Origin of the sequence: Streptomyces sp. NPDC002467 (genome assembly GCF_042889825.1) — a bacterium.
GTDB lineage: Bacteria > Actinomycetota > Actinomycetes > Streptomycetales > Streptomycetaceae > Streptomyces.
In genome coordinates this window covers 71558-94664 of record NZ_JBIARJ010000004.1, presented here as the reverse complement: position 1 = coordinate 94664, position 23107 = coordinate 71558, and the positions used below count along the sequence as shown (strand labels likewise).

The 23107-nt window shown below is 72.8% G+C and carries 20 protein-coding genes; 6 read left to right on the top strand and 14 right to left on the bottom strand.

Annotated elements, in window-relative coordinates:
* Window position 1 precedes the first annotated feature (1 nt).
* The 8 genes from ACFYYJ_RS10070 to ACFYYJ_RS10035 form a co-directional block, all read right to left on the bottom strand.
* Window positions 2-508, bottom strand: a complete 507-nt coding sequence (locus ACFYYJ_RS10070; RefSeq protein ID WP_385121774.1) for a hydrogenase maturation protease — start codon at window positions 506-508, stop codon at window positions 2-4.
* A complete protein-coding gene (locus ACFYYJ_RS10065; protein ID WP_389130687.1) occupies window positions 505-1935 on the bottom strand; it encodes a hypothetical protein in 1431 nt (476 codons plus the stop codon). Before ACFYYJ_RS10065 ends, ACFYYJ_RS10070 begins: the two co-directional genes overlap by 4 nt.
* On the bottom strand, window positions 1932-2666 hold the full coding sequence (locus tag ACFYYJ_RS10060) for a DUF6084 family protein (protein ID WP_389130685.1): 735 nt from the start codon (window positions 2664-2666) through the stop codon (window positions 1932-1934). Before ACFYYJ_RS10060 ends, ACFYYJ_RS10065 begins: the two co-directional genes overlap by 4 nt.
* Complete coding sequence (locus ACFYYJ_RS10055; protein ID WP_389130682.1) at window positions 2663-3325, bottom strand: DUF5947 family protein; 663 nt, start codon at window positions 3323-3325, stop codon at window positions 2663-2665. The genes ACFYYJ_RS10060 and ACFYYJ_RS10055 overlap by 4 nt, the downstream gene beginning before the upstream one ends.
* Entirely contained in the window at window positions 3322-3861 is a 540-nt protein-coding gene (locus ACFYYJ_RS10050) for a hypothetical protein (protein WP_389130680.1), read from the bottom strand. The genes ACFYYJ_RS10055 and ACFYYJ_RS10050 overlap by 4 nt, the downstream gene beginning before the upstream one ends.
* A complete protein-coding gene (locus tag ACFYYJ_RS10045) occupies window positions 3858-5642 on the bottom strand; it encodes a nickel-dependent hydrogenase large subunit (protein WP_385121784.1) in 1785 nt (594 codons plus the stop codon). The genes ACFYYJ_RS10050 and ACFYYJ_RS10045 overlap by 4 nt, the downstream gene beginning before the upstream one ends.
* Window positions 5643-5719: 77 nt before the next feature.
* Window positions 5720-6775, bottom strand: a complete 1056-nt coding sequence (locus ACFYYJ_RS10040) for a hydrogenase expression protein HypE (protein ID WP_389130676.1) — start codon at window positions 6773-6775, stop codon at window positions 5720-5722.
* A gap of 92 nt (window positions 6776-6867) precedes the next feature.
* Complete coding sequence (locus ACFYYJ_RS10035; protein ID WP_389130673.1) at window positions 6868-8640, bottom strand: hydrogenase maturation protein; 1773 nt, start codon at window positions 8638-8640, stop codon at window positions 6868-6870.
* A gap of 228 nt (window positions 8641-8868) precedes the next feature.
* Between ACFYYJ_RS10035 and ACFYYJ_RS10030 the strand changes: the two genes are divergently transcribed.
* A complete protein-coding gene (locus ACFYYJ_RS10030; protein WP_376656129.1) occupies window positions 8869-9024 on the top strand; it encodes a DUF6131 family protein in 156 nt (51 codons plus the stop codon).
* A gap of 89 nt (window positions 9025-9113) precedes the next feature.
* Here the strand turns inward: ACFYYJ_RS10030 and ACFYYJ_RS10025 are convergent, their stop codons facing one another.
* Entirely contained in the window at window positions 9114-10601 is a 1488-nt protein-coding gene (locus tag ACFYYJ_RS10025; protein ID WP_389130670.1) for a bifunctional phosphatase PAP2/diacylglycerol kinase family protein, read from the bottom strand.
* Between the two features lie 156 nt (window positions 10602-10757).
* Window positions 10758-11510 carry a BTAD domain-containing putative transcriptional regulator gene (locus ACFYYJ_RS10020; RefSeq protein WP_385357583.1) on the bottom strand — a complete coding sequence of 251 codons (753 nt, stop codon included), beginning with the start codon at window positions 11508-11510 and terminating at the stop codon, window positions 10758-10760.
* Window positions 11511-11845: 335 nt separating this feature from the next.
* Here ACFYYJ_RS10020 and ACFYYJ_RS10015 point away from each other — a divergent pair, with 335 nt between their 5' ends.
* From ACFYYJ_RS10015 to ACFYYJ_RS09995, 5 genes are all read left to right on the top strand, one after another.
* Window positions 11846-12112: a StsA-related sactipeptide RiPP gene (locus tag ACFYYJ_RS10015; protein WP_384580682.1), complete on the top strand. Its 267-nt coding sequence runs from the start codon at window positions 11846-11848 to the stop codon at window positions 12110-12112.
* A 75-nt stretch (window positions 12113-12187) separates the two neighbouring features.
* On the top strand, window positions 12188-13681 hold the full coding sequence (gene stsB, locus ACFYYJ_RS10010) for a StsB family radical SAM/SPASM domain sactipeptide maturase (RefSeq protein WP_385357587.1): 1494 nt from the start codon (window positions 12188-12190) through the stop codon (window positions 13679-13681).
* On the top strand, window positions 13662-13955 hold the full coding sequence (locus ACFYYJ_RS10005) for a PqqD family protein (RefSeq protein ID WP_385121796.1): 294 nt from the start codon (window positions 13662-13664) through the stop codon (window positions 13953-13955). Before stsB ends, ACFYYJ_RS10005 begins: the two co-directional genes overlap by 20 nt.
* Entirely contained in the window at window positions 13952-15397 is a 1446-nt protein-coding gene (locus tag ACFYYJ_RS10000; RefSeq protein WP_389130664.1) for an NAD(P)/FAD-dependent oxidoreductase, read from the top strand. The genes ACFYYJ_RS10005 and ACFYYJ_RS10000 overlap by 4 nt, the downstream gene beginning before the upstream one ends.
* Window positions 15387-17249 (top strand): S9 family peptidase, encoded by a 1863-nt coding sequence (locus ACFYYJ_RS09995; protein WP_389130661.1) that lies wholly within the window; start codon window positions 15387-15389, stop codon window positions 17247-17249. Before ACFYYJ_RS10000 ends, ACFYYJ_RS09995 begins: the two co-directional genes overlap by 11 nt.
* 22 nt (window positions 17250-17271) lie before the next feature.
* Here the strand turns inward: ACFYYJ_RS09995 and ACFYYJ_RS09990 are convergent, their stop codons facing one another.
* The 4 genes from ACFYYJ_RS09990 to ACFYYJ_RS09975 all read right to left on the bottom strand — a co-directional run bounded on the left by ACFYYJ_RS09990 (window position 17272) and on the right by ACFYYJ_RS09975 (window position 23092).
* Window positions 17272-18579, bottom strand: coding sequence for a helix-turn-helix domain-containing protein (locus ACFYYJ_RS09990; RefSeq protein WP_385121803.1), 1308 nt, complete (start codon window positions 18577-18579; stop codon window positions 17272-17274).
* Between the two features lie 81 nt (window positions 18580-18660).
* Window positions 18661-19299: a GAF domain-containing protein gene (locus ACFYYJ_RS09985; protein WP_385121805.1), complete on the bottom strand. Its 639-nt coding sequence runs from the start codon at window positions 19297-19299 to the stop codon at window positions 18661-18663.
* Window positions 19296-20165 carry a S8 family serine peptidase gene (locus ACFYYJ_RS09980; protein ID WP_389130656.1) on the bottom strand — a complete coding sequence of 290 codons (870 nt, stop codon included), beginning with the start codon at window positions 20163-20165 and terminating at the stop codon, window positions 19296-19298. Before ACFYYJ_RS09980 ends, ACFYYJ_RS09985 begins: the two co-directional genes overlap by 4 nt.
* Complete coding sequence (locus ACFYYJ_RS09975; RefSeq protein WP_389130653.1) at window positions 20156-23092, bottom strand: AAA family ATPase; 2937 nt, start codon at window positions 23090-23092, stop codon at window positions 20156-20158. The genes ACFYYJ_RS09980 and ACFYYJ_RS09975 overlap by 10 nt, the downstream gene beginning before the upstream one ends.
* Window positions 23093-23107: the final 15 nt, after the last annotated feature.

The window sequence follows — 23107 nt, the reverse complement described above, 5'->3', positions numbered from 1 at the left end:
CTCAGTTGGCGACGGCATTGCGGTCGTCCTCCAGCAGGTCCAGCACCATCCGTACGGCCTCCGGCACCGCGGCGGCCACCGGGTCGCTCAGGCCCATCCCCTCCTCCAGGCTGGAGGGTTCGCAGCCGACGACCAGGATGCGCCGCGGCCGGGTGCCGCCGGTGCCCGCGCACAGGGTGTCGAGCAGGGCCAGTACCGCGTCGGGCGACATCTGGTGTCCGTCGAGCGCCGGGGCCCGGGGGGCGACCGAGCCGGGTTCGGAGGCCTCGATCAGGTACAGCGTCCCGGGGGCGCCGCCGCGGGAGGTGGCGTCCACCAGGACCAGCGTGTCGTAGCCGTCCAGGAGCTGGTAGGCGAGGTGGACACCGCGCACGCCGATGTCCACCACCTCCACGTGCTCCGGCAGCCGGCTCCCGGGCACGGACAGCCGCCGCACGGTCTCGACGCCGAAGCCGTCGTCGCCGAGGAAGACGTTGCCGATGCCCGCCACCAGGATCCGGGCGCTCACGCGTCCTCCAGGGGGGTGACCTCGTCGGGCTGGAAGTACAGGAACCGGCCCTGCTCCCGGCGGATGTCGGCGCCCGGATCGCCCTCGACGGTGACCGCGAGGTGCACGCCCCCGTCGACGTCGTGCAGGACGGCCTCCACCAGGGCGGCCCGGCCCTGGAGGAACAGGTCCTGGGCGTCGGTGCGCCTCAGGCCGGGCCGCAGGATCACGCGGCTGCCCGGTCCCACCGACGTCCCGTCGACCAGGATCCGATCGGGGGCCGGGCCCGCGGCGTCGGAGTGCTCCGGATCCCACCAGGGGGTGTCCGGCCTGAACACGGCGTCGTCCTCGAAGGGTTCGGGGACGAGGTCGGGCCCGGGCGGCCGCGGACCGGTGATCTCCCGCAGCGCCCGGACCGCGCCGTGCAGGCGCTCCAGCACCTCGGCGGGCATGTTGTCGGCCAGGTCGATCACGGCGGCCGCGCGGGCGTCCGTGCCGCGGGCCTCGCGCTTCTCCTGATCGGTCAGGGCGGCGGTCCGCAGGGCGAGGATCTCGTCGATCTCCGTGGCGTCGTACATGGCCCCGACGCTCTCGGGGGCGATCGCGGGATGGTCCTCCAGGATGATCGGGGAGGAGAGGACCACGTCGGCGCGGCCTGACTCCCCGGCGAGCACCGGCCAGGTGTGGCGGTTCCCACAGGCCGCGACGGCCGCCTTGGCCCACTCGGGCGGGTCGGTCATCGACAGGAAGGAACCGGCGCTCAGCCCCAGCAGCAGGTGGGACGCCACGAGCGAGCGGGGCAGGGCGCAGTCGCGGTCGGCGCCGGACTCCGGAGTCCAGGAGCTGGTGTTCTCCACCACGGCGGTGAGCTTCAACGCCCGGTAGGGGCCGTCCAGTTCGACGGCACGCAGCCGCACCACCCCGTCGACCGGTTCGGTCCGCCGGACCAGGCGGCCGCGCTCGCGGCCGTCGGCGTCGAGGACGGGCTCGGTCTCCGTGCGGGCGGGCCGGGCGAAGCCGAGGGTGACCTCGCCCGCCGTCAACTCGTCCACGGAGAGCGTCATTTCGACGCGTTCCTCGGTGCCCTCGTCCCAGGGGACCAGGACCCGGTCGGGCAGGTGCAGCTCGGGCACGGCCGCGAACGAACCGTCCCCGAGGGCCTCCTCGACCGTGCGGCGCTGCGCGTGCAGGAAGCGCAGTTCGACGCAGAGGGTGGCCGCCCCTCGGGGCTCCATGATCAGCTCGGTGCGCTGGAACGAGTGCTCGTCGTGCGCCGGACCCCACGAGGGCGGCACCAGCACCCCGAACTGCCAGCGCAGCCGGTTCTTGGCCGCCGAGGCCCGGTACGGGTACAGCACGTACCCCTCGAACAGGACCGCGTCGGCGACCTGTCGGGCGACGGCGAAGCGGGATTCGGACAGGGACGTGGACGTGGACGTGGTGGTCACGGCGCGGCCCTCCCGATGACGCGGTGCAGTACCCCTCCGCCGCCCCGGACCGGGTCCGGTACGACGGCGGCGGGATCCGGGGAGCCCTCCGCGAGCGGCCCCGCGTCCGCCGCCGAGTCCAGCAGCGCCCGTACGGTCGCCTCCCAGGAGGACAGCGCGTGGCGCGAGCGGAAGGCGAGCAGGTCCGCCATGGTGTCGCGGGGCAGCCGCAGCCAGCCGCAGCCGGGGAAGTGCTGCTCGATCATCTCCCGCCACACGGCCACGGGCATCCGGCAGGAGGCCTCGCGGTCCCACGGCACCGGCTCGACGTGGAAGCCGCCCGAGCCGGTGAACGCCGTCCCGGAGAACAGCATCAGCAACGGGGCCTCGCCGTCCTCCAGGGCGTCGAAGTAGCGGGTGGCCGCGATGTCCATGTCGTACGTGCACGGCACGGCCACCTCGGTCTCGGTCTCCCCGGTGAAGCTCGGGACCATGACCGGAACCTGCGCGAACTGGACGGGCTGGAGCGAGCTGCCCCACCGGGAGCGCTCGCCGAACAGGTCGTGGAGCGCGGCGGCCTCGCCCGGTCCGTAGTCGCGCCGCGCCGGTTCGATGCGCAGCTGACAGCGCAGCGCCAGGGCGTGGACACGGGTCTCGGGGGAGGCCGTGACGCGCAGCCGGAACACCAGGGTGGGGCCGGCCGCGTACGGGTCGGCGCGGACCCCGGTGCAGGTGAAGGCGAAGTCGGTCACGGCCGTCCCTCCCCCGCCTCGGCCGGGACCTTGGCCCGGAGTTCCACCTGTGAGAAGAACGCGGCCAACGCGGCACGGGCCTCGGCCCCGCCGTCGAAGCCCTGCCACAGCAGCCTCATCCGTCCCACCAGCTCGTAACAGACGTCGATCGGCACCAGGTAGCACTCGGTGCGGCCCTCCGAGCGGCGCAGCAGGAGGGCCTCCACGTCGGGTTCGAGGAGTCCGGCCAGCCGGCCGGCGCCCAGGACGCGCTGCCAGGTCTCCGGGTCGAGTTCGCTCTCGGTGGCCCCGGCCGGGCTCGGGTAGAGGGCGACGAGCCGGTCGAGGGCGGCGTTGCGGAAGAAGAACGCGACGCCGACCGGGATCTGCAGGACCTCCCACGCGCCGTCGTCCAACGGGTGGTCGGGGTCGGCCAGATAGCGGTCCGGGACGGCCCGGTACCGGCCGGTGGCGGTACCCGGCCGGTCGAACAGCAGGGCGCAGGCCGTGCAGGCGCAGAGCAGGGCCCGCTGTTCGGTCTGCACCAGGTGGCGGTGGGCGTCCTCGGCCACCGCCACCCCGCACAGTTCACAGGTCTCCGGGCGCGGCGCCCGGGGTGCGGTGAAGCGCCGCAGGCCGCGCGCCGGTGGGGGTGCGGCCTGCGGGTGGACCGGGCTCACGGAACGCGCGCCGGGGTCTGCGGGCGGGTGCCGATCTGCAGCAGGGCGGGCTGCGGGGCGGCGGGCTCCAGCTGCACCGAGGTCACCTCGGGCGCGAAGGCGGCCAGGGCGTCCTCGATCCGCTGCCGCACCGCGTCGGCCGTGTCGCCGCAGCCGCAGCCCCCGCCCGTGGCGGTGGACCGCAGCCGCAGGAGGCCCGTGTCCTCGTCGAAGCCGGCCTGCTCCACCGGTTCCCGTACGGAGTCCAGGGCGCGGGCGATCCGGGTGGGCACGTCCTCGGGGTGCAGGTCGTGGAGGGTCAGCAGGCCGGCGACGAGTTCGTCGCCGAGCAGCCCGGCCAGGGCGGCGGTGCCGCCCGGGTCCTCGTCGAGACGTCCCACGATCCGGGCCAGCCCGGACCCGTAGAACTCCATGAGCACGCGCACCAGTTCCTCGGCCGCCGCGGCGGCCTCCCGGTCGCCGGAGGCCGCCATCCGGTCGAGGACCTCCTCGACCCGCAGGCCCGTCTCCCGGGCCCCTGCCGTCGCCGCGCTCATCCGCCCAGTCCGCTCAGGCCGGTGGGCACGTGCATGGACTTCACCGTCTTGCCGCCGCCCACGTACATGTGGACGCCGCAGGGCAGACAGGGGTCGAAGCTGCGCACGGCGCGCATGATGTCGATGCCCTTGAAGTTCTCCGGGGAGTTCTCCTCGAAGATCGGGGTGTTCTGGACGGCGTCCTCGTACGGTCCGGGGGTGCCGAAGGTGTCACGGGTGCTGGCGTTCCACGGGGTCGGCGGGTACGGGTGGTAGTTGGCGATCTTGCCGTCCCGGATCACCATGTGGTGCGACAGGACCCCGCGCACGGCCTCGGTGAAGCCGACGCCGATCGACTCGCTCGGCACCTCGAACTTCTCCCAGGTCTGGGTGCGTCCGGCGCGGACCTCCGCCAGCCCCTTCTCGGCGCAGTGCAGGGCGACGGCGGCCGCGTACGCCTGGAAGTACGTGCGGGCGCGGTTGCGCTCCAGCGCGTTGCTCCACTTCGGGATCTTCCACTCGAAGGTGGTCTCCGGCTTGGTCATCGTGCGCGGCAGGTTGATGACCACGCTGTGCCCGGTGGCCTTGACGTAGCCGATGTCCACGAGCCCGGACAGGGCGGTGGACCACAGGCGGGCGATGGGGCCGCCGCCGGTGTCGAGCGCGAGGTGGTCCTTGCCGTCGAACCAGCGCGGCGACATCACCCAGCTGTACTTGTCGTCGAAGTTCCGCTTCTGCGGGGCGGGGATGGTGTGCTGGTTCCACGGGTGGCGGGCGTCGACCGGGTTGCCGAGCGGGTCGTGGGTGACGAACTTCTCCTGGCCGGCCCAGTCGTCGTAGTAGGAACTGCCCAGCAGGATGCGGATGCCGAGGTTGATGTCGGTGAGGTCGTTGGTGACCAGCTTGCCGTCCACGACGACACCCGGGGTGACGAACATCTTCCGTCCCCAGCTGCTCATGTTGGCGTACGTGAAGTCGCAGTACTCGGGGTCGTTCAGCGCGCCCCAGCAGCCGAGCAGCACGCGCCGCCGGCCGACCTCCTCGTAGCCGGGCAGGGCCTCGTAGAAGAAGTCGAAGAGGTCGTCGTGCAGCGGGACGACCCGCTTCATGAACTCCACGTACCGCATGAGGCGGCTCGTGTAGTCCGTGAACAGCTGGACGGAGGCGATGGTGCCGACGCCGCCCGCGTAGAGGGTGGAGGGGTGCACGTGGCGGCCCTCCATCAGGCAGAACATCTCCCGCGTGTAGCGGGAGACCTGGAGGGCCTCGCGGTAGAACTCGCCCTCGATGGGGTTGAGGGAGCGCATGATGTCGGCGATGGTGCGGTAGCCGTGCTCGCCGGCGTGCGGGGCCTCGGTGCGCTCGGCCAGTTCGAGGACGCCCGGGTTGGTCTCGCGGACCATCTTCTCGCAGTAGTCGACCCCGACCAGGTTCTCCTGGAAGATGTTGTGGTCGAACATGTACTCCGCCGCCTCGCCGAGGTTGATGATCCACTCGGCGAGGTGGGGAGGCTTCACCCCGTAGGCCATGTTCTGCGCGTAGACGGAGCAGGTGGCGTGGTTGTCACCGCAGATGCCGCAGATGCGGCTGGTGATGAAGTGCGCGTCACGGGGGTCCTTGCCGCGCATGAAGACGCTGTAGCCGCGGAAGACGGAGGAGGTGCTGTAGCACTCCGCGACCCGCTTCTGCTTGAAGTCGATCTTCGTGTGGATGCCGAGACTGCCCACGATCCGGGTGATCGGATCCCAGGCCATCTCCACCAGGCCGCTGCCGTCGCCGCCGGCGTTCGTCTTCGGTGCCATCTTGTCTGCCGTGACCCTTCTTGCTGCTGTGCTGCGCGGAGTTCATGGGCGGGGGTGGTGAGGACGGTCGGGGCCGGTCACCAGGGCGGGCGGTAGCCCGTCGTCAGCTTCCGGCCGGTGCGGCGCCACTTCGGCTCCTGGTCCACGGTGTGCGCCGTGATCGAACGGAGCCTGCGGATCACCGCCCCGTACGCGCCGCTGGCCGCGCTGGACACCTTGGCGCCGGGGGGTTCGTCCATGAACGGCATGAACTTGTCGGGGAAGCCGGGCATCGTGCAGGCGATGCAGATGCCGCCGACGTTGGGACAGCCGCCGATGCCGTTCATCCAGCCGCGCTTGGGGACGTTGCACTTGACGACGGGGCCCCAGCAGCCCAGCTTGACCAGGCACTTGGGCGAGTCGTAGGTGTGGGCGAACTCGCCCTGCTCGTAGTACCCGGCGCGGTCGCAGCCCTCGTGCACGGTGGCGCCGAACAGCCAGGTCGGGCGCAGCTTGTCGTCGAGCGGGATCATCGGCGCGGAGCCCGCCGCCTGGTAGAGCAGGTAGGTGAGGGTCTCCGAGAAGTTGTCCGGCTGGATCGGGCAGCCCGGCACGCACACGATCGGGATGCCGGCCTTCGACTTCCAGTTCCACCCGAGGTAGTCGGGCACGCCCATGGCGCCGGTGGGGTTGCCCTCCATCGCGTGGATGCCGCCGTAGGTGGCGCACGTGCCGATCGCCACCACGGCGAGGGCCTTGGGCGCCAGCCGGTCGATCCACTCGCTGGTGGTGATGGGCTGACCGGTCTCCGGGTCGTCGCCGAACCCGCACCAGTAACCCTCGGGCTTGATCTTCTCGTTGGGGATGGACCCCTCGACGACGAGCACGAACGGGTCGATCTCGCCGCGCTCGCCCTTGAAGAACCACTCGATGAAGGTGTCCGCGCCGCCCACCGGGCCGCATTCGAAGTCGATCAGGGGCCAGTGCACCGCGATCTTGGGCAGGCCGGGGAGCACGCCCGTGACGATCTCCTCGATGCTGGGCTGCATCGCCGCCGTCAGGGACACCGAGTCGCCGTCGCAGCTCAGCCCGGCGTTGATCCAGAGGATGTGGATCGGCGGGTCCTCTACCGTGCTCGGGGTTGTTGCATCCATGAGGAGCGCTCCTTGGGGACGGATGCGGGGATGGTCGGGGCCCGGACCGGGGCGGCCGGGGGAAGCTCGCGCGGGTGGGCCCACCCTTCTTGCTAGCAGTCCGCGGGGTCCGGTGCCCTGTCTTGCAGGGCCGGTCCAGTGACGCGCCCGTCCCGCCGCGCGGCCCGGGGGGCCGTGTGCCGGCCGGGCACGGGACGGGCCAGGTGCGGCGGGGTGCGGTCCGCGGCCTCCTTGCGGGCGAAGGCGCGGCGCAGCGCGTGGTACGGGGCCCCCGGGTCGAGGAACGTCTCCCGCATCCGGGCCAGCTCCGCCTCCCGGTGGGCGGCGAGGGGACGTACGTCCTCGTCCCGGTCGCGCCGCGCCTTCTTCCCGGCGATGGCGGACCGGGTGGCCGGCGAGGCCGCCAGCCGGACCGCGAGCCGGACGGTCTCCGCCGTGAACTCCTGCGGGCCGCACGGGACCGTCCGGTCGATCAGCCCCAGCCGCAGGGCGGCATCGGCGCTCAGCGGCAGGGCCTCGGCCGTCAGCCGCTCGGCGGCGGCTTCGCCGACCCGGCGCGGCAGGGTGTGCGTCCAGTACTCGGATCCGTACAGCCCCATCAGCCGGTAGTGCGGATTGAGCACCACTCCCGCCCTGCACCAGACCTCGTCGGCGGCCAGGGCGAGCATCGCCCCGCCGGCGGCCGCGTTGCCGCCGAGCGCGGCCACCACGAGCCGGTCGGTGGTGGTCAGCACGGCCTCCACCAGGTCGTCCATGGCGGTGATGTTGGCCCAGGACTCCGCGGCCGGATCGGCGGCCGCCTCGATGACGCCGAGGTGGATGCCGTTCGAGAAGAAGCCCCGGCCGCCCCCGAGGACGAGCACCGAGGTCGGGCGGGAACAGGCCGCCCGGTAGGCGGCCAGCAGGCGGCGGCACTGCTCGGTGCTCATCGCGCCGCCGGGGAAGGAGAACGACAGGAATCCGGCCCCGCCCCGCTCCCGGTAGCCGATGTCCGACCACGCGCGCTCCTCCGGGCCGGCGTCCGCGGGCGCGGGGAGCTCGGGCAGCGGGGGCAGGGCGTCGCCCAGGGCGAGGACGGCGGGCAGCTTGACGGGAGCGGGCCCCGTCGGCGTGCGCCGGGCCCGCAGTTCGGGGATCCAGACGGCGCCGTCGGTCGTGGCCCGGCAGACGGCCCCCGCCCTGGTCGCCAGCAGCTCCCCGGGACGGCCGCGGAGCCCGTCCTCCCGGTGGCCGCCGTGCAGGAACCACCGGCCGCCCAGCAGGTCGTCCAGGACGCCCGGCTGCGAGTCGGCGGCGCGCAGGGCGCGGAGCACCTGCTCCGTGGTGTCGTGGGCCCAGTCGATCCGGCGCTGCTCCTGGCGCAGGTAGGGCCGCGCCCGGCCGGTGCCCTGCCGTTGCGGGACGTACGTGCCGGAGGCGAAGCGCTCGACGGCCAGGAGGACGGCGGCCAGCGCGGCGTCGGCGATCTCACCGCGGTAGGCGTCGCTCTTGCCGACGGGCGGGAGCGGGCAGTCGACGGACGCCCATACGTCGCCGGCGTCCATCTCCTCGTCGGCCTGGAGGACGGTGACGCCCCACCGGTCCGCTTCCTCGGTGACGGCCCAGTCGAGCGAGGAGGGTCCGCGGTCGCCGACGGGGCCCGGATGGACGATCAGGCAGGTGTGCGCGGACCAGACGTCACGGGGGACCGCCGTCTTCAGCATCGGTGCCACGACGAGGTCCGGCCGGTGGAGGCGGACGGCCTCGGACAGGGAGGAGCCGGGCAGCACGAGCTCGACCGTCACAGTGTGGCCGTGGTCCCTCAGCTCGGCGTGGACACGTTGAGTGAGGCTGTTGAAGGCACTGGCGGCGAGCAGGATGTGCACGTGATCTCCCAAGCGTCCGGACCCCGGCGACCGGCAGCCGAAGTACGGCCGCCGGCCATCGTCGACCCCGGGCGTCCGCCGGCTGGCGAGACCTACGGGGCGTGTCCCTCGGACGGAGGCGCATCCGCCGCCACATGGTGGATGCGCGTCGTGCGTCGCCTCATGCGTCGCCTCATGCATCCCCTCGCCGAAACGGGGCAGGAGCGGTGTGCGAGACGGGAGTACGACATGATCATCCTTGGAATCATCCTGCTGATCGTCGGCTGGCTCCTCGGCATCTCGATCCTGTGGACCATCGGGCTCATCCTCGTGGTGATCGGGCTCATCCTCTGGGTCCTGGGTGCCGTCGGACACGCGGTGGGCGGCCGCCGCCATTACTACTAGCCGCACAACCAGTCGCACGATGCCCGGAGCCGAGCCGGCGGTCCACCGCCGGCTCGTCCGTTTGAGGGCGGGTCACACGTGCGGGCGGGTCACACGTGCGGGCGGTAGACGGTCAGGGCGTCCGGGAGGGAATCGAGCACCAGCTCGCGGGGGGCCTCGGCGTACTCGCCGTCGTGGGCGAACGCGGTGCCCTCCGGGATCTCCGTGATCCGCAACGAGCGCAGCCGGGTGGCCGTGTGGACGGGGGAGCGGGTCAGCGGGCCCGCCAGGGCGGCGGCGAGCAACCGGGGCCCGGGACGGCCGCCTCCGTAGGCGAGCCGGAGGTCGAGCAGGCCCTCGTCCAGACGGTCACGCCTGCGCGGGGCCGGACCGGAGCCGTGGTAGGTGCCGTTGCCCGCGAACAGCAGCCACACGCTCCGGGTCCGACCGGCGAGCCGGAGCCGTACGGGGTGCTCCTCGCGCAGCACCCGCCAGGCCGCGAGCAGCCCGGCGGGCACGCTCCCGATGCGCGGCGCCCACGTCAGACGGTGCTTCAGCAGGGCCGGGTACGAACCCATGCTGAAGGTGTTGACGAAGTACCCCGGAGCGCCCCCCGAAGCGCCCGGGCCCGGGGTGAAACGGCCCAGGCCCACCCGCACCGCCTCGCCGGCGGCCAGGGCGCGGCAGGTGTCCTCGGCGCCGGCGAGGCCGAAGTCCTGGGCGAAGTGGTTGAGCGTGCCGCCGGGGAACACCGCCAACGGAATCCCCGCCCGCAGCGCGGCCGCGGCGGCCGCGCCGATGGTCCCGTCGCCGCCGCACACCCCGAGCACGGTGGAGCGGGAGGCGGCCTCCGCCAGCGCCGCGGGCAGCTCCGTGCCCTCACAATGGACCAGTTCGGCCTTGGGGAGCCGGGCGCGCACCACGTCGAGCCCCGCATCGGCGGCGGTGCCCGACCCGGCGTTGACCACCACCGTGAGCCCGCTCCCGTCCGGCAGCGCGGGAGCCTCCGCGGCGGCCCGCTCGTTGCCCGGAACGACGCGGGCCCCTTCCGCGTCGCGCGCGAGCCGTCGTACGAGGAATCCCGAAGCGACCCCCAGGGCCGCGCCCGCGACCACGTCGGAGGGGTAGTGCACCCCGGTGTACACACGGGAGAACGCCACGGCCGCGGCGACGGGGGCGAGCACCGCCCCCCAGCCGGGGGACTCCAGCGCCAGCCCGGCGGTGAACGCGAACGCGGACGCCGAGTGCCCGGACGGGAACGAGGTGGTCCGGGGCTGGGTCGCGAGCTGCCGCACGGCGGGCACCCCCTCCAGCAGCGGCCGCGGCCGGCGCACGGTCCACTTGCCGATGCTGTTGATGGTCGCCGAGGCCAGCGCCAGCGAGGCGGCTCCGCGCAGCGCGGCCCGGCGGGCCCGGGGCGAGCCGACCACGGCGATGACCGCGGCGGACGCGCCCCACAGCACCCCGTGGTTCGCGGCCCGCCCGAGCCTCGGCAGCACCCGGTCGGCTCCCGGCCAGTGCCGCCGGGCCACCCGGTCGAACAGCTGCCGGTCCCACTGTGCGGCGGCACCCTGCCAGGTCAGTTCCTGATCGGTCATCTCTCGTCCCTACTCGCGGACAGGGGTGACGAGTCCCCGGGGCCTGTCGTCGGATCCCCGTCTACCCCGCGACGCCGATCCGACCACAAGTCCGGGGCCACTGGCTCCAGGGTGCGCTCCGATCGGTGCCGCCGCCCGGCCGGCGGGCCGCCCGGGTCAGTACTCCGCGGTCAGGGCGAGCTGGCGTTCGCGGTCCTGCTTCAGCAGCTGCGGGATCGCGCCGCTCGGTGCCACGCCCAGCTCGGAGAAGAGGAGCTCCCGGTAGTGGCGGTAGCGCCGGTGCGCGTCGGCGACTTCGCCGACGTGCAGGCACGACTGGACCGCGATGCGACGGGGGCCCTCCCGCAGCGGGTCGGCCTGGGCCGCGGCGTCGGCCAGTTCGAGCACGGTGGCGTGCTGCCGGCGCTGAAGGAACGTCTCCGCGAGCCGTTCGAGCGCTTGGACGCGCTGGAGCTTCCACTTCTCCTGGAACGGCACGAGCCAGTCGTGGTCCCATCCGTACAACAGGGGGTGGCGCAGCGCGCCCCACAGCTGAGGCTGTCGGTCCTCGTCGACCTCCGCTCCGCCGGTTCCCGACATCGCCGCGACCAGTCGTGTGGCGGTCCTGTAGTCCACCTCCACCTGTTCGGCCAGGGAGATGGTGGTGTGCGTGGTGTGCAGGAGCGCCCCGGAAGTGGCTTGATTCAGCCGCCACACGGTCTGCCGTAATCGGGCCGCCGCGCGCGCCGGCGGGGCGTCGGGCCACAGTCGCGCGGCCAGGTCTCCACGCCGTATCGGGTGGTCGCCCAGCACCAGGGCCGCGACGAGCCGCTGCTGGATGTCGCTGAGGTCCGCGACCCCCTGATCCGTGCGGCATACGAAGCCTGGCAGCAGCGATACGTGCACGATGCCGAAGCCTGTGGGGTTCATCGCACCTCTCGGGTCGTCCGACGGACCGTTGGCCCGCCGACTGGGCGTGTCGGTGATCTCCGGTGCCGACTTCCACGGTCGCTTCACATGAGCTTCACAACAGCTGTGGTATGAGCGTGAGGCACGGCATGGAGATCGTCAACACCCTCGCGTGGCCGGTTCCGGAGGTCCGAATCCGGCCCCGGAACCCGCCGCCGGGAGCGGCGCCGCCCGCGCGCGTATGTCCTCGTTCATGCCTCTGACACAACCCACATTCGTGGGGTTGTTTCACCGAACTCCCACGCGCAGTCTCGGTGGCGTCCCCGTACCGAACGTCATAGCGAAGGGTGGGAATCATGAGCTTCAACTCCCTGGAGGCGCTCCGTTCCGCCGGTGTCATCGGCGGCACGATGGCCCCCGCACTCGAGGAGTTCTACTCCAGCCTGACCCAGGAGGAGACCACCGTCCTCATCTCGACCAAGAACCGCCTCGCGGCGATCCTGCCCGACGTGGTGGCCCACTCCCAGGAGTGGTCCTCGCCCGAGTCCTCGAAGGAGGGCTGGGACGCCGCGATGCTGTGTGCCTGCGGCGTCTGGTCCGGTTCCGGTCACGCGCAGCAGTAGTCCGACAGTTCACAGGCGTGGCCCGGCGGCCACTCGCGTCGGGCCGCGCCTGTGCCGGTTCAGAGAGGAGGCGGGATGCGAGGGAACCTGGTCCGGAACCTGGCGCTATTCGACGTGCCGATGGATCTGACCTACTTCGTGAACGAAGACGACCACCTCGTGGTCAACCCGGAGGCGGCCGCCCGGTGCCTCCTGAACGGGCGTGAATTCCGGGTGCTCCAAGCCCTGTCCGTCGCGCAGGCCCGCGGGGAGCAGCCGGCGCTGGAGCCGAACGCCGAGACGGAGCGCGCCCTGGCCAAACTCATCCTGAACTGGATCGTCTACTTCAACGGCAACAAGCCGCAGATCAAGCTCGGCGAACCGCCCCTGAGCATCGCCTACTACGCCATCACCGACGGCTGCAACCTGCGCTGCCCGTACTGCTACGCCTCGTCCGAGAAGTGCCTGCCGGGCGAACTCGACACCGCCGAATCGATGGACCTGGTCTCGCAGATCGCCGGCCTCGGCACCGGCACCCTCGTCTTCACCGGCGGCGAACCGATGCTCCGCAAGGACCTCTTCCAGGTCGTCGAGCACGCCAACAACAGCGGTATGAAGGCCAACATCATCACCAACGCCACGATGATCCGGAACGAGGCGACGGCGAAACGCTTCGCCGAGCTGTTCAACGTGGTCACGATCAGCCTCGACGGCGGCACGGCCGAGACGCACGACCGCACCCGCGGCAAGGGATCGTTCGCCAGGACCCGCAAGGCGATCGAGCTGCTCAACGCCGAGGGCGTCACGCCGGCCATCAACCACATCGTCACCTCGGACAAGGTCGACGAGCTGGAGGACTTCGCAGCCTTCCTCGACGGCATCGAGATCCACAGCGTCCGCCTGATGAACCACAACGACCTCGGCCGGGGCGCCGACGACGCCGACGGCTTCGGCTGGGAGGACCACCTGCGGGTGCAGCAGCTCGTCTGGACCTCCCCGGTCGCCGGCAAGTTCAGGCCGGACGGACCGAGGCCCGTCAGCCCGTGCTCGGTCAAGGGCAACTGCGGCATGGGCGGCAACGAGATCTACGTCAACTCCCTCGGCGACGTCTACCCCTGCAAGCTCACCACCGGCAAGGGCGAGTACGCGGGCAACATCCGCAAGCAGCCGCTCTCCGAGATCTTCGCCAGTCCGGTCCTCACCACGATGCGCCGGAGCACCGTGTTCGGCGGGGAGTTCCACGCGGACTGCGAGAAGTGCTACATCAAGGCCAACTGCGGCGGCGGCTGCCGGGCCGCCCACATGTCGGAATCCGGCGACCTGCGTCGCAACAGCCGGCACCTGTGCCGGATCCTGCGACACGGCGTCACCACGCAGCTGTGGCAGGAGACCGGGGTGACGCGCGAACAACTCGCCCGCAACGACATCGAGATGACGGTCCCCCGCCTGGTCTCCACCGGCGAGGTGCACGCGGTCCACGAACAGTGGAAGACCTACGTCCCCACGCCCCGCCCCGCGATCAAGGTCGGCGAACTCATACCCATCATGCCGGTGAACAGGAGGCTGGGCGATGTCCCTGCACATCAGTGACGCGGTCATCTGGCAGGAGACCGCGGACGGGGTCTCGCTCTACCACACGGAGTCCGGCGAGTTCCGCACGCTGAACGCGACCGCCGCACAGATCTGGGTGCTCGTGGAGGACGACTGCGACCGCGAGGAGGTCGGCGAGAAGCTGTCCCTCGTCTTCGCCGGGAACAACGCCGTCATGACGGCCCGGATCCGCGCGGAGGTCGACGCCTTCATCACCTCCATGGTCGAGGCCGAACTGATCCTGGAGACGGACCAGCCCGTCGCGCGGACATGACCAGGGCGGTCGTCCTCGGCGGAGGCTTCGCGGGCGTACTGACGGCCGAGGTGCTCTCCCGTCACGTCGACGAGGTCACCGTGATCGAAGGCGGCCGGTACCCGCGGGGCCCGGAGGTACGGACGGGCGTGCCGCAGGCGCACCACAGCCACGTGCTCGTCACGGCCGGCGCAGAGGCGCTGGAAACCCTGCTCCCGGGAACCCTGGAGGAGCTCCGGGACCGTGGCGCGCACCGGCGCGGGCTGCCGGACGGCGCGCTGATACTGAGCGCGGACGGCTGGTTCCGGCGGCACGAGACCGGCGCCCACCTGGTCTCGTGCAGCCGGTGGCTCATGGACCACGTCATCCGGCAACGGGTGCTGGCCGGCGGCGCGGTGGAGGTACGGGAGGGCACCCGGGTCCTCGGGCTCGTCGGAGACGCCTCGCACGTGACGGGTGTCGTGGTCGCGGGCGAGGACGGCGCCGCCGAGCGCCTCGACGCCGACGTCGTCGTGGACGCCACGGGCCGGCGCTCGCGGGCGGACCGGTGGCTTGCCGCGATCGGCGGACCCGGCGTCGAGGAAGAGGTGGTCGACCCGGGACTCGCCTACTCCACCCGGATCTACCGGGCGCCGGCCGGCCTCGCCGCCGGGATCCCGGCGGTCATGCTGCACCCGAGCCCGGAGGGCGGCGGGCCGGGCCACGGCGCGACGCTGTTCCCCATCGAGGACGGCCGGTGGATCGTCACGCTTACCGGCACGCGCGAGGCGACGCCGCCGACCGACGAGCGGGGGTTCACCGACTGCGTGCGCGCGCTGCGCTCACCGGTCGTGGCGGAACTGCTTGCCGCGGCCGAACCCCTCGGCGGGGTGAGGCCGTTCCGCGCGACCGCGAACCGCAGACGCTTCTACGAACGGCGGCCGCGGACCGAGGGATTCCTGGTCGTCGGCGACGCGCTGACGGCCGTGAACCCCGTCCACTCGCACGGGATGTCCATCGCGCTGCTCAGCGCCCTGAGGCTGGACCGGGCATGGGCGGAGCACGGCGCGAAGCCCTCCGGTCTGCCCGCGCTCCAGGCCGCCGTCGCGGAAGTGGCCGACACCTCGTGGCGGATGGCGACCGAGCAGGACCGCCCGCGGGACGCCGCGGCCGCCACCCCTGCCACTGCTCCTGCCCCCGCGCCCGCCGCACCCCCCGTGCCCGCTGCCGGGCGGCAGATGCGGGCCAGGATGGCGCGGGCCCTGCTGACCAGTCCGGTGCTGATGAGCCGCCTCTTCCGCGCCCAGACGCTGGTCCCCGCACAGGCCACAGAGGAGCCGCCCTCCCACCCGCAGCGGCCCACCCACCCGCACCCGCCGCTCGACACCGACGAGGCGGTCGCGCAGTTCCCCGAGCTTTCCGAGTGGTGGTTCTCGGGGCGCCCAAGCCGGCAAGCCACCTGGGAAGAGAACCGTGACGACTGAAGCCGTACCGCTGATCCCGCACTCCGTCCTGTTCGGAAACCCCTCCCGCCTCGTGCCCGAGATCTCCCCGGACGGGACCCGCCTCCTCTACCTGGCGCCGGACGAAGGCGTGCTGAACGTGTGGGTGGCGCCGGTGGACCGGCCGGAGGAGGCCGGGGTCGTCACGCGCGACCGGGGCCGCGGCATCCGCACGTACGGTCTCTGCCACGACGACCGCACGCTGTTCTACCTGCGCGACGAGAACGGCGACGAGAGCTGGCGGGTGCACCTCGTCGACCTCGTGACCGGCGAGGAGCGCTGCGCGACCCCGTTCGACGGGGTGCAGGCACGCGTGCTGGCGCACAACCGGTGGCACCCGACGACCATGCTGATCGGGCTGAACAAGGACCGGCCGGGCCTGCACGACGTCTACCGCCTGGACCTGGTGACGGGCGGGCTCACCAAGGTCGCGGAGAACCCCGGCTACCTGAGCTGGATCATCGACACCGACCTGAAGGTCCGCGGCGGCACGAGGATGAAGCCCGACGGCGGCACCGCCGTCTTCCTGGACCCGCCGGACGGGCCGGACGGGCGGCCGGACTGTACGACGCCGCCCTGGCTCGACGTTCCCTACGAGGACGCCATGGGCACGCGCGTCATCGGATTCACACGCGACGGCGCCACCTGCCACCTGCTGTCCTCCATCGGGGCCAACGCCTGCCGGCTGTTCGAGGTCGACGTCGCGACCGGGGAGCGGACCCTGCTCGCCGAGGATCCGGTGTACGACGTCAAACAGGTCGAGACGGACCCGCTGACCCGCAGGCCGCAGGCGGTGCTCTTCGCCAAGGACCGCGACGAACGCGTCTTCCTCGACGAGGAGTTCGGCAAGGACATCGGACGGATCCGCGGCGAGCTCGCGCTGCTGGACATCGACGGCGAGGTCTACGTCGACCGAACCGACCGCTCCGGACGGCTGTGGACCGTCTCGGTCGTGACCGGCGCGGGCCCCGTCCTCTACTACGTGTACGACCGGGAGGCCGGACGGCTGCGCCGGCTCTTCAGCCACCAGCCGGAACTGGAGGGGTACCGGCTGTCCAGGATGGAGCCCTTCGCGTTCACCGCGCGCGACGGGGTCACGGTGCACGGCTACGTGACCTGGCCGCCCGGCGCCGAGCGCCGCGACCTGCCCGCGGTGCTGAACGTGCACGGCGGACCCTGGGCCCGGCACACCTTCGCCTTCGACGAGGAGGCCCAGCTGCTGGCCAATCGCGGATACGCCTGCGTCCAGGTCAACTTCCGCGGCTCGACCGGCTACGGCAAGCACTTCCGCAACCTGGGCGCCAAGCAGTGGGGCGCCGCCATGCAGACCGATCTGCTCGACGCGCTCGACCACCTCGTGGCGGAGGGCGGGATCGACCCCGCCCGGGTCGCGATCATGGGCTGCTCGTACGGCGGGTACGCCGCGCTCGCCGGCGCGGCGTTCACACCGGACGTGTTCACCTGCGCCATCACCCAGTGCGGTCCGTCGAACCTGCTGACCATGCTGGCGGCCGGCGCGCCCACGCGCACTCCGCTCCAGGCCTTCATGCACGCCCACGTCGGCGATCCCGAGACCGAGCGCGACATGCTGTGGGAGCGCTCGCCCCTGTCACGGGTCGACGACATCCGCATCCCCGTCCTGGTGGTCCAGGGCGCGAACGACGTACGGGTGCCGCGGGCGGAGGCCGAGCAGATCGTCGCGGCGCTCGCCGAGAAGGGGCTCGCGCACGAGTACCTGCTGTTCCCCGACGAAGGACACGGTCTTGCCAGGCCCGCCAACCGCCAGGCCTACTACACCGCGGTCGAACGGTTCCTCGCCGCCCACCTGGGATGACGCACCCGTGCCCGCCCGGCCGTCACCGCCGGGCCAAGGCCGCCCTCAGCAGGTCGGGCAGGTGCAGGCGCGTCTCCGCCTCCTCGTGGGAGGCCCGGACGAACCCGCAGCCCATCAGCGTGCCCAGATCCTCCACCACCTGGTTGAGCGGTCTGCGCAGTGCCTCGGCGGCCTCGGAGACCGTGGGCGCCGCGTCGAAGGCGACGAGTTCCCGCAGGACCGTGCGCAACTCGGCGTCCAGTTGCTCGAAACCGGCCAGGACCAGGTCCCCGATCGTCTCCGGGCCCGTCGTCTTCGGAGCGGCGCCGGACCGCGTCGCCGCAGGCAGGTCGAGCAGGTACGCGTCGGGCAGGTCCGCGAGCTGCCGCAGGCTCAGCACCCGGGATCCGGCGGCCGCCGCCTCCAGCGCGACCGGCAGTCCGTCGAGCCTCCGGCACAGCCGTACCACCGCCTCAGCCTCGGCCCGGCCGAGCGCGAACCCCGGCCGCACCTCCGAGAGCCGGTCCACCAGCAGCCGTACGGAGGGCACCCCGGCGAGGACGTCCAACGACCGGGACGCCTCCCAGTCCGGGCCCGGCACGGCCAGCGGCGGGACCACGGTCCCCTGGACGCCCGTGACCCGCCACGGCGTACGGGACGTGCTGACCACGCGCAGCCCCGGACAGTAGGCCAGCAGGTCCCGCACGCCGGCGACCGGGCTGCCCGCGTCGGCGACCCCGTCCAGCACGAGCAGCACCTCGCTGCGGCCGATGAGCCGGCACACCGCGGACACGTCCTGCGCCCGCGATTCGACGAGCAGGCGCAACGCCTTCAGCAGCGAACCGGCTGCCGCGCCGTGGCCGTCGACCTCCACCGGGCCGGACCCGATCCACAGCACGGGCCAGCCGCGGCGCGCGCTCAGCCGGACCGCGACCTCCGTCGCCACCCTCGACTTGCCCACCCCCGGAAGCCCGGACATGGAGATCATGCGGCGGTGGTCCGAGGCCAGCGCGCCCACCATCGCCCGTACCTCGACGTCCCGGCCGAGCAGGGCGTTCACCGACCGGGGCACCGACGGCCACGGATCCGTTCCGGCCGGACCCGGCCGGCCGCTGCCCAGGCCCGCGTTGACGAACAACTCCCGGGACAGCCCCTCCAGCCGCAGGGCGTCCGCGAGCAGGCGGACGGTCTGCATCCGCGCGTTCACCCTCCCCGACTCCAGGGCCCGGATCGTGCGCGGACTGATCGTCGACAGGTCGGCGAGCGTCCGCTGGGTCAGCCCGGCCTGCACGCGCTTGTGGCGCAGCATCTCGGGGAACGACGGCGCTTCGACCTCGGCTGTGGGGACCATGCGCGGGAGCGTAGGCGGGCCCCGTTCCGCAAGCGTCTCCGCCGCGTCGCCGGGACGTCTGCGATCCGTCTCCGGCGGCCGTCAGACCCCCTTCTGGGCGGGGTGGGACCGCCGGTCCAACAGGTCCAGCGAGATGCCCAGCAGCGACAGGGCCAGCGGATCGGAGGAGTCCAGCACCGCGTGCTCCGACAGCCGGGCCACCAGATCGCCCATGCGCGGCACCGCGCTCGCGGCCTGCTCGCTGCGCCGCAGCAGGGCGAGGCTGAGCGCGGCCTGCGTCGCGAGCAGACCCAGCAGTTCGATGTCGTCGAGTTCCCGGCCGGGGGAGCCCGTGTCGTGGACGTGCCGGTCCAACACCTCGATCACGCCGATGCATTCCCCGTCGGCGATGAGCGGGGCGGCCATGATGCTCGCCGGCACGTACCCGGTGGAGGCCGCCGCGTCGCCGGCGAACTGCTCGGTCCCGGCCACGTTGTCGGTGATCAGCGGCTGCCCGCTGGCCGCGACCCAGCCGGCGATGCCGGTGCCGGGCTCGAAGCGCCTGCCGACCAGGCCCTCCTCGCCCTCGCCGGCGACCGCCGCGAAGATCAGCTCGCCGGTGTCGGGACTCACCATGAAGACCGAGGACGCGGCGGCCCCGTAGATGTACCGGGCCACCGCCACCACGGACTGCAGCAGTTGGCGCTCGGTGGCCATGAGCTCGTGCGACCAGGGTTTCATTCTCGGCCTCCTTGGACCGGTATGTTCGCGGCGCAGTGATAGAGGACGCTCTTGAGCTGGAACGGAGTGAGCCACGGATGCTTGCTCAGGACGAGCGCGGCGATCCCGGCCATGTGCGGTGCGGCGAAGCTGTTGCCGGTGCCCCGCACGGTTCCGCCGCCGCGGCCCGCCACCGGGACGCGCACCCCCCGGGCCCGGAACTCGACCGGCGGAGCGGGGTTGTAGTAGAAGCGCATGCCGTCCGGCTCGGCGTGGCTGGCGACCGAGATCACCGAGGAGAAGTTCCACGGGAAGCTCTCGATGGGCAGGTTGTGCGCCGCCGCCACCACGGTCGTCCGACGGAAGTAGGCGCGGTCGCACAGCTCGGTGAGCCGGTCGCGGAACTCGACCCGGGTCGTCGACAGGCTCATGCTGATCACGTCGAACCCCTCCTCGATCGCGAACGCGAGCCCGGAGATCAGCGCCGCGGCGCTGCCGGACCTCCCGTCGCCGAGGACCTTCAGCGAGCTGATCGAGACCCGGGGGGCGATGCCGCGGATGATCCCCGCGCACGCCGTCCCGTGGCCGGCGGCGTCGACGGGCTCGCACTCCTCCACGCGCGGCGACCGGCCCTCGACCGTCACCACCTGCCACGCCCGGTCGAGGGAGCCGACCAGCGGGTGCGTCGGGTCGACACCGCTGTCGAGCACACAGACCCGTACGCCCTCCCCGTCGGCGCCCTCCCAGGCCCAGCGCGCGTCGATCCCCTCGAACAGGGCCGTCGGCACCGGCTCCCCGGGATCGCCGTCGGGCGACATGCTCCACGCGGGCATCCCCAGCAGGTGCGGCATCCGTTCGCGCCGCCAGGGGACGTCGTTCACATCCATTCGCGCACCGCCTCCAGAGGGCTCGTGGCGCCGACAGCCAGGTAGCTGTCGGCGGCCAGCCCGGCCAGGACCCCGGCCTCGGACGTCTCGCCCAGACACCGGTGGGCCCGGGCCAGGTCGAAGCAGACCTCGCCCCGCAGACAGGGGTCGTCGATGTCCTTCAGCAAGGTCAACACCTCGCCCCGCGCCGGGTCGGCGCGGCCTTCCCCGGCGGCGGCCAGCACCACGGCCGACAGGCACAGGATCCGCCCCCGGACGTCCATCTCCTCGCGCCGCTCCAGGAGCCGGGAGATCCGCTCCGCGGACTCCTCGGCCCGGCCGCACCGGGAGAGCTCACGGGCCGCCTGCACCCGCATGGTCAGCGCGACCGGTACGTAGCCGGCCTGTTCGAGGGCGTCGGCCGCGCGGCGGAACCGTTCCTCGGCCTCCTCGTGCCCGCCCTCCAGCGAAGCGGCCAGCCCGGCCACCTGGTCGACCAGGACCCGACCCATGGTCAAGCGGAGCTGTTCGACGACGGATCCGGCGTCGGCCAGGGCCGAGCGCGCACCCGGCCGGTCCCCGGTCAGGGCCAGGCAGCGGGCGCGGGCGGCCAGCGCGGGCAACGCCAGGAACCGGTCGGCGGCGAACCGTTCGAGGAGTTCCGCACAGCCCGACAGCTTCTCCGCCATCGGCGTCGGCGACCACTGCCGGATCTCGCACAGCGCGACGAGCAGCCGGTCCTCCTCGTACGCGTCACCGATCAGCCGCGCGTGCCCGAGCGCCGCGCACGCCGCCTCCTCGGCCGCGCCGAACCGGCCCTGGTCCAGGTGGAGCAGCATCCGCACCTGCTCGAACCGGCACCAGGCGAACCGGTCGGGCTCACCGCCGGCCAGCGCGGCCCGCAGCTTCCCGAGGTCGTCCGCGGTGACCCGGCCCAGCCGCGCCGCCAGCAGGTACCGCTGCACCAGGCAGGGCATCTGGCCCTCGCCGTCCGGACCCGGCCGGGCGCCGTCGGCGGCCACGTCCAGCGCCCGCCGGGTGTCGCCGGAGAGCATCAGGGCGTCGCTGAGCCGGATCGCCGTGACCGACCGGCACCCGTCGGGCCCGTTCGGCGCCAGCATCAGCGCCCGCTCCAGCAGCCCGATCGCCGTCGGCACGTCACGCTGCCGCAGCGCCACCGTGCCCTCGCCCAGCAGCGCCTCGGCCGCCTGCCGGGCCAGCTCCGGCAGCTCCGTGTCGTCCGGGCGCAGCCCCCCGAGCAGCCGGGTCGCGGCCTCCAGGTGGAAGCCCGGGTTGAAACCGCGCTCGGCCAGCCGCCGGTGCCAGGTGATGCGCTGCTCCTTCTCCAGCCTGCCGTAGGCGACCTCGTGCACGGGCTGCTGCACGAAGCGGTATCCGCCCTCCTCCGCCGTCGCGTGGAACAGCCGGTGGCCCGCCAGGGCGTTCACGTTGGCGGCCGGCACCTCCTCGCCCAGCAGCGCGAGCTGCTCCAGCGTGAACGCCGGGCCGATCACGGAGGCAGCGCCCAGCAGCCGCCGGGCGGGCGCGGGCAGTCGGTCGATCATCGCGCCCACCATGGCCGTGATCGTCGGAGGTACCTCGTCGAGGGTCCGGCCGTCCCGCAGCCAGTCCATCATCAGGCGGATGTACAGCGGGTTGCCCGCGCTGTAGAGCGCCACCCGGTCGACCAGGTCCAGGTCGTGGAGCTCCACCTCGTCGCCGTGGCTCCGACCGGCCAGCGACATCGCGAGGCGCGCGCTGTCGATCGGGACCAGCGCACCCACGTCGATCACCGCGTCCTGCGGGAACCAGGGGCCGTCCGGTCCCGCGAGCTCCGGCCTCGACACGCAGACCATCAGCAGCGGCACGTCCCGCAGGCCGTCCATCAGCTCGCCGATGAGCCGGAGCAGCGACTGCCCCGCCCAGGCGAGGTTGTCCCACACCACGACCAGCGGCCGTGAGGCGGAGGCGGTGAGCAGTTCGCGCGCCGCCCAGGACACCTCCTCCACACCGGGGCCCGGGACCGACTCGTCCAGGCGGGAGAGCGAGGCGTCGCGCAGGCTCGTCAGCACCCCGGCGACGCGTTCGTCGGCCCGCAGCAGCTCCGCGCCGGCCGGCGCCTGCCGGGTCAGCGCGTCCAGCACCTCGACGAGCGCCGCGTAGTTCCCGTTCGTGCCGTACGAGGGGCAACTGCCGAAGACGGCGATCGGTCCGGCCCCGGCCGCCACGAGGTCGTCGACGGCCTCCTTGACGAGGCGGGTCTTGCCGATGCCCGGCGGCCCGAGCACGGTGACCAGTTCCGGCCGCCGTTCCCTGGCGACCCGGTGGTAGGCCTGGCGCAGCCGGTGGCGTTCGGCCCTGCGGTCCACCATGGGCGAGCCGTCACCGGCCGGGTCGTCGTCGGCCTCTCCGGTCACCACCAGCACGGGCACCGGCTCGGCCTTGCCCTTCAGCATCACCGGCAGCACCGGCGCCATGGTGAAGTGCGGGCGGGCCAGGTGCGCCACGGTCTCGTTGACGACGATCTCCCCGGCGACCGCCACCGACTGCAGGCGCGCGGCGAGGTTGACCACGTCGCCGACGACACGGATCCCGGCCCGTGGCGAGCGCGTCACCAGGGCCTCGCCGGCCGCGATCCCGCAGTGGATCTCGACCGGCGTCGCGTCGGCGGCCGGGGTGCGCAGCGCGCGGACGGCGGTGCGGATGTGCGTGGCGGCCCGCAGGGCGCGCAGGGCGTCGTCCTCCTGGGAGGTGTCCGCGCCGAAGACCGCCATGACGGCGTCGCCGATGAACTTCTCGACCACACCGCCGTGTTCCTCGATCGCGACCGAGCAGATCTCGTAGTACTCCTCCAACAGCTGTTGCAGGGGTTCCGGATCGACCCGCTCGGCGAGCCGGGTCCATCCGACGAGGTCGAGGAAGAGGACGACCACCAGTCTGCGGCTCACGCGGGTCCTTCCTCC